This window comes from Mycobacterium sp. UM_CSW (assembly GCF_000455205.1).
In the GTDB taxonomy this organism is placed as follows: domain Bacteria; phylum Actinomycetota; class Actinomycetes; order Mycobacteriales; family Mycobacteriaceae; genus Mycobacterium.
Map to the genome: position 1 here is coordinate 60,543 of NZ_AUWQ01000014.1, position 12,067 is coordinate 72,609.

Sequence of the window (12,067 nt, forward strand, 5' to 3'; positions counted from 1 at the left end):
AATGACAGCTCCGCACGTCATCGGACGCAGCGATGCCATCTCATCGGCTATCGCGGCCAGCCTCAAATCGGTCGTACACGATCTCGACGAATCGACCCGGCCGCAATCCGGCGAGGTCGTCATCGTGCTCGGCGTTGATCCGGTGCTCGAGCCAACAAGTTTCAACACTTTGAACCCGACCGACTGGCACCGGTTTGCGGAGCAACCAATGCGACAAGTGCTCAGTGCGCTGCAGCGCTCATACGTTTCGATGCGCAACGCAGGAGGACGAATTGTTTTGGTATTGCCAACCATCGGGATGACGGGAGGGCCATACCTCGTCGCGTGCACCACTGCACTCGAGGGCATCCGCGCTATGACCAAGTCCGCCGCTCGTCAATGGGCGTCTCAAAACGTCATCGTCAACATGATTGCCGCCCCGCTTCATCTTTTCGCGCCCAACCTCAGTGCATCGGCCAACCACATAACTGCGCCTGCGATTGACGACAATGACAAGCTTGTCGAGTCGATAGTGGAGACGACACGATTCCTGCTCAAGCGTGAGGTCACGGGCCTGGTAGGCGAGACCGTCATCGTCGACGGCGGGGCGGTGATGCTGCCATGACGCTTGACGGTTACACCGTGTTGGTTACCGGAGCCGGCGCGGGTTTGGGCCGCGGCATAGCGCGCGCCCTCGCTCTTGACGGCGCGCACGTCTTTGTCGCCACCCGATCGGAAAACGGGCGCCTCGTCGCCGCCGACCTCGTCGAAAGTGGTTATCGGGCCAGCTGGGTCCGCTGCGATGTCACCGTCCCGCAGTCGGTCGTCGGTGCCGTCAACGCGGCGGTTAGTGACACCGGACGTCTGGATGCGTTGGTACACAACGCCACAAGCAACGCGTCCAGCCAGCCGCACCGGCTCGAAGATGTCGATGACGCATTGTGGCGGGACCACATCGGCGTGTCAGTGGCCGGTGCCTATCACTGCGCGAGCGCCGCCTTCGAGCCGCTCCGCGAACGGACAGGAACATTCTTGGTCATGACCTCGCCCGCCGGTATCGAGGGCAGCGCCACGCTACCGCTGTACGCCACGATGAAAGGAGCGCTGCGGGGCTTCGCCAAAAGCCTGGCTCGCGAATGGGGTCCGCACGGAATCACCGTCAACGTGATTTCGCCGCTTGCCTATTCACCCGCGATGACTGCGGCCATCGAAGCTGAACCCGCCATGGAGGAGCGGCTCGCGCGGCGAATCCCGCTGGGCCGCATCGGCGATCCGGAGAGCGACGTCGGTGCGGCGGTTACTTTCCTCGTAGGCCCACGCGCCCGTTACCTCACCGGTCAGACGATAGGGGTCGACGGCGGCCATTACACCAACCTGTAGGAGCCAGCGGCATGGAGATGGGACTCGTCCTTCCACACACTGGCCCCTTGGCATCACCGTCGTTCATCAGGGATTTCGCCCAGGAAGCCGAAGGACACGGGTTTTCCCGGCTCTGGGCCGTCGACCACCTGGTGTTGCCCTACCACGTCACTTCGCTGTACGTGCTCGGCCGGCAACCCACCCCGGTGGCCGACGGTTGGCTGTCGGACAACCTCGCGCCCAACTTCGAGATGATGACGACCCTGTCCTGGGTGGCGGGCCAGACCACCACGATCGGCCTGGGCACCTCGGTCGCTGTACTTCCGTTGCGCAATCCGATTGCCAATGCCAGGCAGCTCGCGACGCTGGACGCATTTTCCGGTGGTCGCTTGATCTACGGTGTCGGCGCCGGATGGTTGCGCGAGGAGGCCACGGCGATGGGTGTGCCCTGGGACCGCCGCGGTGCTCGCAGCGAGGAGCATGTTGCGCTGCTGCGCACACTTTGGTGCGCGAACGATCCCTATGTCGAATTCCACGGGCAGTTCTATGATTTCGCACCGATGGATCCGCGGCCGCAGCCCGCTCAGCGCCCTGTCCCGATCCTGGTGGGCGGGCACTCCGAGACGGCGCTCGACCGCGCGGCGCGGATCGGGGACGGGTGGATTTCCGCGCCGACGTCCTCGGGTCGGCTGGCCGAACTCATCTCGAAGCTGGAGCGTCTGGCGGAAGCACACGGCAGGCCGCTCGCGAGCTTGTACAAAGTCGCGGCTACCACGTATTCGGATAGCCGGTCGTTCTCAGAGTCATACGACGCCTGCCGTCGACTGGGTATCGATCATCTGCAAGTACTCTTACCCGACGACGAGCCGCACCTCATCATCAACCGCTTCGCGGAGATCGCGGCCGTGTCGAACGGGTGAATCGTAGCCTCCAGGCATCAGTCGGATCCGTTTCACCGGACCAATCATGCCTGCGAAGGAATCTTGCCGTCCGCGACGGTTTCGGACAGTATTGGTTCGAGAACGTCTACTCTCGATTTGTGATAGTGGCGTTGCCGATTGCCGTTCGCGCGGTATGCCATGCACATGGCGCAGGATCTGCGAGCAGCCTTTCGGCGATCTCGACTGCTTCGCGGAAAGGAACGACATGACCGAGCCCCGTGCGTTCGAGCTTTGGGACGCCGACAACCACATGTACGAGACGATCGACGCCTACACGCGCTATCTGCCGGAGAGATACTCCGAAGCATTGCAGTTCGTCGACGTCAACGGTCGCAAAAAGCTGCAGATCCTCGGCGTCATCACCGAGACCATTCCCAACCCCACCTACGAGGTGATTCCCACTCCCGGCGCGTGGGCCGACTACTACCGCGGGATAAACCCGGAGGGTAAGACGCTGCGGGAGCTTGCCGAGCCGATCCGCTGTCCCGACGAATTCCGGCGACCCGACCTGCGCCTGGCGTTGATGGACCGCCAGGGCATTGACGGCGCACTGATGTTCCCGACCACGGCGGGCATGCTCGAGGAACGGACCAAGGGTGACGCGGAACTCACCCATGCGGTTACCCACGCCTTCAACCGCTGGCTGCTTGACGACTGGACGTTCAACTTCAAGGACCGCATCTTCGCGGTTCCGGCGATCTCACTGAACGATCCTGCGAAGGGCGTCGCAGAACTCCAGTGGTGCCTGGAAAACGGGGCGAAGACGGTGCTGATCCGACCGGCGCCCGTACCGCGGGAAGACGGAACGTCCCGCTCGCCGGCGCTACCCGAGTTCGACGACTTCTGGCGGCTGATTGAGTCATCGGGTATCTCGGTCCAGATGCACAACTCCGACTCCGGTTACGACCGCTATCTCTCAGACTGGGAGGGCGGTAACGAGTTCCAGGGCTTCCAGCTGACGAAGTTTCGTGGCTTCATCTATGAGGAGAGCCGCCACATCTTCGACACGCTGGCGGCGTTTATCGCGCACGGAGTGTTCGAGCGGTTTCCGGGCCTGCGCATCGGCGTGGTCGAGAACGGCGGGTCTTGGGCGAATCGTCTGATGGATGCGTTCGACCGGGTGTACCGCAAGAAACCGCGCGAATTCAGCGAGCACCCGTGCGATGTGTTCCGCAGGCACGTGTGGGTGAACCCGTTCCACGAGGAGGACATGTCCCACCTCATCGACATTCTCGGTGCGGATCGGGTGATGTTCGGCTCGGACTACCCGCATCCCGAGGGGTTGGCGACGCCCGCGGACTTCGTCAAAGAGCTCGAAAACCTCCCGGCGACCACCGCAGCACGAGTCATGGGCGGCAACCTCAAGGAGCTGATCGGGGTCTAGACAAGATCCGTAATCAGGTGGGTCAACCACAATTCCGCTATGCGCCTTTTCGGTTTGGTCGGTGGTCTCGAGTCATCGGCTCCCGAACCGCGTCCTTAGTTCGGTCTTGAGCACCTTGCCGGTGAGGTTGCGGGGCAGCGCATCGACGATTTCGAGTCGTTCGGGCGTCTTGTGCTTGCTCAGCCCTCGGGCCTGGCAATGTTCGAACACCGAGGAGAGCGTCACCGCCGCGCCCGGACGCGCGACGACGACAGCGCACACCCGTTCCCCGGTGCGCTCATCGGGCACGCCGATGACCGCGACGTCGGCCACCGCAGGGTGGCTCGCCAACACGCCCTCGATCTCGAGTGCCGAGATGTTCTCCGCGTTGCGGATGATCGCATCCTTGATGCGCCCCGTGACGACGACGTTGCCCTCGTCGTCGATGCGTCCCAGATCGCCTGTGCGAAACCACCCCTCGGCGTCGAACGCTTGGGCATCCAAGGAGGCATCGACGTACCCGAGGAAGCATTGCGGGCCCTTGAGCCGCAGCTCCCCCTCCTCCCCGGGCATAACCTGCCGCTCGGATTCGTCGACCACTCGCACCGATACGCCTGGCACGGGCTTGCCCACGGTGTGGTCCAGCAGTTCCGGGGGGCCGTTTGGCGCTTGAGCAGTAGCGACCGGAAATTCGGTCAGGCCCCAGGAATTGGCCACACCGTCGACCGAAAAGACCTGCCGCACTTGATGGCCCAGCTCCGCGGTGATGGGCGCACCACCGCCGACGCAGCCACGCAGATCCGGATAGAGCGGTTCGTCGCCGTGCTTGGCCTGCGCCGCCATGAAGGCGACGAAAAACGGGGTGGCACTGCCCAACAATGTCGGGCGGTGCGCAGCGATGGCGAAGGGGGTCTCAACGGCATCGAACGCGTCGAACAGCACCAATCGCATGCCGGTGCGCAGGCCGGCAGCGAGCATGGCCGCTCCCCCGATGTGCGACACGGGAAAAGCGATCGGGTTGACGTCGCTACTGGAGGCGCCGACGATGCCGACGACGCTTGCCGAGCCGGCGATGACCGAGCGGTCGCAGTGTCGCGCGCCTTTCGGGGCCGCCGTGGTGCCCGACGAGTAGTAGATCCAGCGCGGGTCCTCAGCGGACTGCGGCGGTGGAGGCAGTGTCGCCGGATCACCTTCAGGCAGTCGAAGTGCACCGGCGATGGGTGCATCGTGGTCGATGACCACCACAGACATGGACTGGTCACGGTTGACCTTATGCGCGAGAGCGGTGTGGTCGAAATTGCGCCACACGCCGGGAACAATGATGACATCGGTTCCGAGTTGCGTTGTCATAAAACGCAGTTCACTCTCCCGCCATATCGGCAGAACTGGGTTTTGGACGGCACCAAGGCGCGCCAGCGCCACCATGACGACCATCGTCTCCAGCGTCGTCGGCAGTTGCCAGGACACCACCGTCCCCGCACCAATTCCCCTATGCGCCAGTGCCGCTGCACACGTCAGGGCGGATTCGCAAAGCTGTCCGCACGACAGGGTGCGCCCGTAGTCGTCGACGAGGACCACTCGATCCGGATGCTCCCGCGCCGCCGTTTCGACGAGGGACCAGTAGGTCTGCGCGGCTGGGAGTGCGGTCATCGGCTCGGCAAGCGCAGACGGCGCTTGGCCAAAATGTTGCGCATCATTTCCGAACTGCCACCGGATATCGTGTAGGCCCGAGACCACAGCCAGCATTCCCGCAAGCGTTGTCGGGCCTGTTCCACATCAGGCTTGGCAGCCCCCACGGCAACCGCCGACGCGGCCAGCTCAGCACCATAGGCCGCGATTCGGTGATATGTCTCGGCGAAGCTCAACTTCGCGATCGAGCCGTCGCCCGGTCGTTCCTCACCGGACGTCAGCCGCTCCACATGGTCGTCGATGAACGCCTTGGCCACCTCGGCCTCGACGGCCAACTCGGCCACCTGCTGACGGATATCGGCGGAGTCCAACGCCGGCACGCCGTCGATGAGCGCGTGGCGGGCCACGGTAACCAGATCATCGATCAAGAGTTCGAGCAAGATGACGTTGCCGCCGATGCCGAATCGTTCAAAGTCCAGGCCGGCCATGATGATCGACCAACCCTGGCCCGCCTCGCCGATCAGACTCTCCGCACCAAGCCTGACTCCGGTCAGGAAGACCTCATTGACCTCGATCGCGTCGCCGATCGTGCGGATCGGGCGAACTTCGACACCGTCCGCCGAGAGCGGCACGGTGAAGACCGACAGGCCGTGGTGGCGCGTCGACGCCGGGTCGGTGCGGATCAGGGCGAGGCCCATGTCGGCCCAGTGCCCGTCCGTGATCCAGGTCTTTTGCCCGTCGATGACCCAGCCGCCGTCGGCTTGTCGCACGCCGCGGCTGCGCACGGCAGCGATGTCGCTGCCCGCGTCGGGTTCGCTGAGCAGTTGGCACCAAACGTGCTCGCTGCGCCGGATCGGCGGCAGCAGCCTTCGCTTCTGTTCTTCGGATCCGAAGTGCAACAAGACGTGCGCGGCCAGGTTGACCTGGTCGACGGGCCGTGGCGCGCGGGCGCGCAGGATCTCCTCGCTGACGATGCGATCGTGCAGCGGGTGGTGGTCGTCGCGACCGCCGTACTCGGCCGGCCAGTCCGCACCGGCGAACCCGGCCTCGAACAGGCCGGCGAACCACGCGCGCAGCTGGGCCTCCTGCTCGGCGGTCTCGGGCGCCCGGTGACCTTCGCGCGCTTCGATCGCGGGCGCATGTTCGGCGATGTGTGCCCTGACCCGCTGCCTGAATTCGGCCAGCTGCGCATCTGTGGGCCGGTTCCCGACGACGCTTACCAACCCGACACCTCCGCCACGAGTGCCCGACTCGAGCGCGCCGTGCCGATCAGATGGCCGTTGGTGAAGACACGACGCAGCTCGTAATGCAGCGGATACTCCCAGGTGAAGCCGATGCCGCCGGACAGTTGCATGCATTCGTCGATGGCCGCGGTGGCGTTCGCAGCTACGAACGCGTGCGCCGCCGCCGTCAGCACGGTCGCCCGTTCGTCGGCTGACGCGATTGCCCGCGCCGCCCGCATGACGACGGCGCGCGCTTTGACCTCGAAGACAAGTAACTCGACGAGCCGGTGCTGAATCGCTTGAAAGCTCGCAATTGGCGCACCGAACGCGACGCGCTCCTTGAGGTAAGCGGTCAACCGTTCAAGGGTCATCGACACGGCTCCCACGGAATCGGCGGCAACCAGCAGCCGGGCCACGGCGACCAACTGGTCGGCCCGTTCGGGAGATCCGATCAAGGTGCCGGGCGCGTCCGTCACGTCGAAGCGCCATACCGTCCTGGTGACGTCCAGCAGGTCTGCGTCCAGCTCGAACCGGTCGCGATCCAGGTCACGCAGCAGGTGAATTCCGTTGCGTCCCAGCAGAAGGACGATGTCAACCGCATCGCCGCGGATGACCCGTGCGGTCTCGTCGAGGACGGCGAAGCCCGCGGCCACGGTGCCGTCGAGCAAGCCGGGCAGCAATTGTTCCCTGGCCTCCTTGGGTGCGCAGGCAAGCGCCGCTGCGCCCAGCGTGGTTCCGAACCACGTCGACGCGTCCTGCGCTCGCCCGAGTTCCTCGGCCACGACGCACGCCTCGACCGGACGCCAGCCCGTGCCGCCCATGGCCTCGTCGACGAGCAGCCCCGTCCAGTCCATCGCCGCAAGGTCCTTGACCGTTTCCCTCTCCCCGCGCTCGGCCAAGAACTGGCGCGCCGACGCTCTCAACAGGTCGAGCTCGACGGCGGATGAGTCCGGGTCTGTCATGCCGTTGTTAGCTGCGGGAGAGCAGCTGGTCGGCGTTGTCGCGCATGATCCGCCGCTTGGTGGCGTCGTCGAGCGGATCGAGTAGCTTGGCGAACTCGGCCGGCACGGCCAGGCCTTCCGCGTGCGGGTAATCCGAGCCCATCACCAGGCAGTCGTCGTAACCCAGGCCCGCGACGATCGCCGGGATGTCGTCCTCGGGGTACGGCACGACGCGAACATGGCGGCGGAAGATTGCCGAGGGCCGCTCCGTGAGCTTTCCGCCGATCCACGGGCCGTTGCGGCCCATGCCGCGACTCTTGTCCATGTGCCGGACGAAGAACGGCACCCATTCCGCCCCGTGCTCGGCGACCAGGACGTTCAGGCCCGGGAAGCGACCGAACAGGTTGTCGAAGATGAGCGCGGACAACGTCTCCTCGATCGGGCGCTGCCCATAGATGTTCATCCACTGCCACGCCGACATGTGCCACGAGGCCGGGTCGCGGTTCTGTCCCCACGCGGGCGAGATCGCATCGAAGTACCAGAACGGCATGATGTGGAACACCAGGACGCAGCCGGCCTCCTGCAGGCGTGCATAAACGGGGTCGAAGTACGGGTCGCCGGGCGACCGGCCATAGGCCGGCCCGGTCGGCAGTAGCACGAACTTCGCCCCCTGCGCGATGATCGCCTCGGTCTCTGCGATCGCAGAATCCAAGTCGCGCAACGACATTAGCGCTGTGGCGTAGATTTTGTCTTCGTAGTTGAAGCTCCACTCCTCATCGAACCAACGGTTGAACGAGCGGAGATTCGCATACAGTGCCGCTGTGTCGTCGACATAGTGCTCGGCGGCCAGCGCCATGCCGCTTGGATAGATGACCATGCGCTCGATGTTCTGGTCCGCCATGACGGCCAGGCGCGCCGCACGCTCGATGAATTCCGGTTGCATGGGCTGCGGCTCGTAGGACTCCTCGGGGTTGCCCGATCCCATCTGCTTGAGCATCTCCTTGAGCGAGCCGGGCCGGTAAGCGACGTCGAGACCCAGACCACCCTCGCTGTTGAAGGTGGCGACGCGATGCCCGGCAAGGATCACCTCGACGCCGTCCGCCCCGCGCACAGTGGTGATCGCCCGGTCCCTGAACTTCTCCGGCAGATAACGGGTGAACGCGTCCCGCGTCTCGTAGCAGTGGGTGTCGCAGTCAAAGATGCCGTAATCGAGTTTGGTCGTCACCGCGTTGCTCCTTAAGCGAGAATGTAAATTCTCTATTTCCAGAAAACATACTATCCTGATGCGGCAATGGCTATCCCGGGCTGGATGGCCGAGGCGCCTGAGCAGCACGCGGCGCCGGCTCGGCCGCGACGGCACAGAGGAGACATGGCACCTTCACAATCGCTGGCGGACAACAGGATCGGGCAGGCGGCGCTGAGCTCGAGGATTCGCCCCGATTTCGCGACACGACCGAGTCCGGGGGCCGCGCGTGCCCACGAGTGAGGCCGACGAGATCCGCGGCGTGGTACGCGACTACCTGACTGCCACATCTCCCAGCGAGACCGTGCGCAAGCTGATGGCGACCGACACCGGCCACGACGAGGCGTCGTGGCGTCAGATGGCCAGCGAGCTAGGCCTGCACGGCATCGGTGTTCCCGAGCAGTGGGGCGGCGCGGGTGCCGGCATGGCCGAACTCGCCGTGGTCTTCGAGGAAATGGGGCGCGCGCTGCTTTGCTCCCCGTTCTTCGCCACCGTGGCTCTGGCGACACAGGCCATTCTCGCCAGCGGCGACGAGGCGGCGGCCGAAGAGTTCGTCCCCGGGCTCGTTGACGGCTCTGCCACCGCGACGCTGATCCTCAACGGCCAACTCGACGCCTGGGACCCCGCCGCCGTGACATTGCGGGCCGAGCGCCACGGTGCCGCGTACCGGATCCACGGGGAGGCACCGCTCGTGATCGATGGTCATACCGCGGACGTCATCCTCGTCGCGGCCAGCACCGACGCCGGCATCTCGCTGCTGGCGATCCGCGCCGGCGCAGAGGCGGTCCGCCGCACACCACTGGCCGGCCTCGACCGCACCCGCAAGGTGGCCCACCTGGGGTTCGACGGGGCACCAGCGGGGTTGATCGGAGCGGACGGCGCGGCCGCGGGGTTTCTGGCGCGTGCCGCGGACCTCGCCGTCGTGGCGCTGGCCGCCGAACAGGTCGGCGCCGCCCAGCGCTGCCTCGACATGGCCGTCGACTACGCCAAGAACCGGATTCAGTTCGGCCGGCCGATCGGCAGCTTCCAGGCGATCAAGCATCGGTGCGCCGACATGCTGGTCCAGGTCGAAGGTGCTCGTTCGGCCGAGGAACATGCGGCGGACGCGGCTGGCACCGATGACCTGCCGACAGCGGCGTCCGTCGCGAAAATGGTCTGTTCGGAAGCCTTCCTGCAGGTTGCGCTCGACAACATGCGCATCCACGGCGGCATCGGGTTCACCTGGGAACACGATGCCCACCTGTTCGTACGGCGCGCCAAAGCCAGCCAATTGATGTTCGGCGACCCCGACTACCACGCTCAACGCCTGGCCACACTCGTCTCCGGAATGAAAGGACCCTCGTGACAGTTTGCTTCTCTCTCGAACTGCCCACCCAACGCGTCGAGGCGGTCGACGAGTTCGTGACCGCGGACGCGATCGCCGATATCGCACGTGTGGCCGAGGCAAGCGGATTCGCGGCGGTCCACGTGACCGATCACCCCGCGCCGGACGCGAAATGGCTCGACCACGGCGGACATCACGCCCTTGATCCGTTCGTCGCCTTGGCCTTCGCGGCGGCCGCAACCACCGACGTCAAGTTGCTGACCAATGTCTACATCGCCGCGTACCGCAACCCGTTCCTGGGTGCGAAGTCGATCCAAAGCCTCGCCGCACTGTCGAAGGGGCGGCTCATCCTCGGGACCGCCGCGGGATACCTGAAGCCCGAATTCAGGGCCCTCGGAATCGATTTCGAAAACCGTGGCGCTCTGCTCGACGAGGCGCTCGACGTCCTCGACAAGGTACTCACCGGTGAAGACATTGCCTACGAAGGTACGTCGTTCGCCGCACGAGGGGTCCGGCTGCGCCCACTGCCCGCCACTCCGCCAGCGGTGTGGGTCGGCGGCAACAGCAAGCCTGCGGTCCGCCGAGCGGTGTCTCGCGCTCAGGGGTGGGCGCCGTTCAATACCTTCGGCTACGCCGCGGCGTCGCGCACGGCGGAGATCTCGACGATCGACGAGTTGGAGCTCGCCATCGACTGGGCCAAGCAATACGCGGCCGAAATCGGCCGCACGGAACCGCTGGACATCTGCTTCTCCGCCGGAAACCTGTTGGACGACAACAGGTCAAACGACGAGCGTCACGCGACCATCGCGCGACTGGAGGCGGCGGGGGTCACCTGGCTGACCATCGCACCGGCGGGCGCCGACCGCGCCGAGGTCATCGACCGGTCCCGGGCCTTCGCCAAGGAATTCATCGCCGCCTGATTGGCCTCATGCCATCAGGCTGCCGGCCGCGAATGCATCCACGTTGATGCGGCGATGCGCGAACAACCAGCGGCCGCTCACGGGGACCAGCACGTCGCGGTAACGGCCCCAATGGTCAAGGCCGATGTCAGTGTGGACGGCGAAGTAACTGCTGACCTCGACGCGGTCGCGAGCGACCGCACCGAAGCGGATGCTGGAAACGTGGTGCCGGACGTGCGTCGGTGCTCGCCGCCCCGAGCTCGAAGGCTGGGTTACCGCGGCGCTCAAACCGGCCTCGATTTCTGCGGGTCCCGTGAGCGGTTGCGCGCCTCCGGTGAACTCCAAGATGCCGTCGTCGCTGAAGCAGTCCGCCAACGCCCGCAGATCGAATCGGTCCGTGGCCGCGGTGTAGTCGGCCAGGGTCTGGCGTACCGACTCCCGCACCTCGAGCTCCCACGCCTGCATCGGGCCTCCTCGTGGAAATTGAATCGTCACACACGATAACGTGTATTCTCATGCCGCAACCAACGCTGACGGAACTGCTCACTCCGGATACCACCGCCCTCGTGACCCAGGAGTGTCAGGGCGGCGTTATAGGGCCGCAGGCCGGCCTTCCCCTGCTCGCCGAAGAGGCCCGCCGCGAAGCCATCCCCAACATCGCGAAGCTGCTCGACGCCGCCAGGGCGGCCGGTGTGACGGTCGTGCATTGCCTGATACAGCGGCGCGCCGACGGTCGTGGCTCGAATACGAACGGCCGATTGTTCGCGGCGGGGAAATCCTTCACCGTCGACCTCACGCCCGGCAGCGCGGGTGCCTCCGTACTCCCGGAATTGGGCCCGCTCGACTCCGACCTCGTCCTCACTCGCATCCACGGCGTCGGCCCGATGTGCGGCACCGATCTGGACTCGGTGCTGCGCAATCTAGGGATAAAAACCATTGTCGGAGTGGGTGTGTCAGTTAATATCGCCATCACCAACTTCGTCATGGATGCGGTAAACCGTGGCTATCAGTTCGTCCTACCGCGTGATGCGGTCAGTGGGTACCCGCGGGAGTATGCCGATTTGATCATCGACAACACCCTGTCCCTGCTCGCCACGGTGACCCCGTCAAGTGCGGTTATCGACGTGTGGAATGCAGCGGTTTGACCTGTCGCTCGCGCCACACGA

12 protein-coding genes are annotated in these 12,067 nt (G+C 65.2%); 7 read left to right on the top strand and 5 right to left on the bottom strand.

The window, feature by feature from the left end; all coding sequences use genetic code 11:
- Window position 1 precedes the first annotated feature (1 nt).
- From N415_RS06520 to N415_RS06535, 4 genes are all read left to right on the top strand, one after another.
- Window positions 2–604 (top strand): SDR family oxidoreductase, encoded by a 603-nt coding sequence (locus tag N415_RS06520; RefSeq protein WP_068178501.1) that lies wholly within the window; start codon window positions 2–4, stop codon window positions 602–604.
- The gene (locus N415_RS06525) at window positions 601–1,359 is read left to right on the top strand and encodes an SDR family NAD(P)-dependent oxidoreductase (protein ID WP_068178502.1); all 759 of its coding nucleotides are present in this window, start codon (window positions 601–603) and stop codon (window positions 1,357–1,359) included. Before N415_RS06520 ends, N415_RS06525 begins: the two co-directional genes overlap by 4 nt.
- Before the next feature lie 47 nt (window positions 1,360–1,406).
- Complete coding sequence (locus N415_RS06530; protein ID WP_068178504.1) at window positions 1,407–2,258, top strand: TIGR03619 family F420-dependent LLM class oxidoreductase; 852 nt, start codon at window positions 1,407–1,409, stop codon at window positions 2,256–2,258.
- A gap of 226 nt (window positions 2,259–2,484) precedes the next feature.
- Window positions 2,485–3,663, top strand: a complete 1,179-nt coding sequence (locus tag N415_RS06535; protein ID WP_068178508.1) for an amidohydrolase family protein — start codon at window positions 2,485–2,487, stop codon at window positions 3,661–3,663.
- A 72-nt stretch (window positions 3,664–3,735) separates the two neighbouring features.
- Here N415_RS06535 and N415_RS06540 read toward each other — a convergent pair whose 3' ends face one another.
- From N415_RS06540 to N415_RS06555, 4 genes are read right to left on the bottom strand one after another with little or no spacing between them, the layout of a single operon-like run.
- Window positions 3,736–5,292, bottom strand: a complete 1,557-nt coding sequence (locus N415_RS06540) for an AMP-binding protein (protein WP_068178512.1) — start codon at window positions 5,290–5,292, stop codon at window positions 3,736–3,738.
- Window positions 5,289–6,494 carry an acyl-CoA dehydrogenase family protein gene (locus tag N415_RS06545; RefSeq protein WP_068178514.1) on the bottom strand — a complete coding sequence of 402 codons (1,206 nt, stop codon included), beginning with the start codon at window positions 6,492–6,494 and terminating at the stop codon, window positions 5,289–5,291. Before N415_RS06545 ends, N415_RS06540 begins: the two co-directional genes overlap by 4 nt.
- The gene (locus N415_RS06550) at window positions 6,488–7,456 is read right to left on the bottom strand and encodes an acyl-CoA dehydrogenase family protein (RefSeq protein WP_068178520.1); all 969 of its coding nucleotides are present in this window, start codon (window positions 7,454–7,456) and stop codon (window positions 6,488–6,490) included. The genes N415_RS06545 and N415_RS06550 overlap by 7 nt, the downstream gene beginning before the upstream one ends.
- Window positions 7,457–7,463: 7 nt before the next feature.
- On the bottom strand, window positions 7,464–8,660 hold the full coding sequence (locus N415_RS06555) for an amidohydrolase family protein (protein WP_068178522.1): 1,197 nt from the start codon (window positions 8,658–8,660) through the stop codon (window positions 7,464–7,466).
- A 247-nt stretch (window positions 8,661–8,907) separates the two neighbouring features.
- Between N415_RS06555 and N415_RS06560 the strand changes: the two genes are divergently transcribed.
- Window positions 8,908–10,023, top strand: coding sequence for an acyl-CoA dehydrogenase family protein (locus N415_RS06560; protein WP_068178525.1), 1,116 nt, complete (start codon window positions 8,908–8,910; stop codon window positions 10,021–10,023).
- On the top strand, window positions 10,020–10,922 hold the full coding sequence (locus N415_RS06565) for a TIGR03619 family F420-dependent LLM class oxidoreductase (RefSeq protein ID WP_068178528.1): 903 nt from the start codon (window positions 10,020–10,022) through the stop codon (window positions 10,920–10,922). Before N415_RS06560 ends, N415_RS06565 begins: the two co-directional genes overlap by 4 nt.
- A gap of 6 nt (window positions 10,923–10,928) precedes the next feature.
- On the opposite strand, the gene N415_RS06570 is transcribed toward N415_RS06565, so the two are convergent.
- Window positions 10,929–11,366: a nuclear transport factor 2 family protein gene (locus tag N415_RS06570; RefSeq protein ID WP_081665099.1), complete on the bottom strand. Its 438-nt coding sequence runs from the start codon at window positions 11,364–11,366 to the stop codon at window positions 10,929–10,931.
- Window positions 11,367–11,416: 50 nt separating this feature from the next.
- Here N415_RS06570 and N415_RS06575 point away from each other — a divergent pair, with 50 nt between their 5' ends.
- Window positions 11,417–12,046 carry a cysteine hydrolase gene (locus N415_RS06575; protein WP_068178531.1) on the top strand — a complete coding sequence of 210 codons (630 nt, stop codon included), beginning with the start codon at window positions 11,417–11,419 and terminating at the stop codon, window positions 12,044–12,046.
- The last annotated feature ends 21 nt before the right edge of the window (window positions 12,047–12,067 follow it).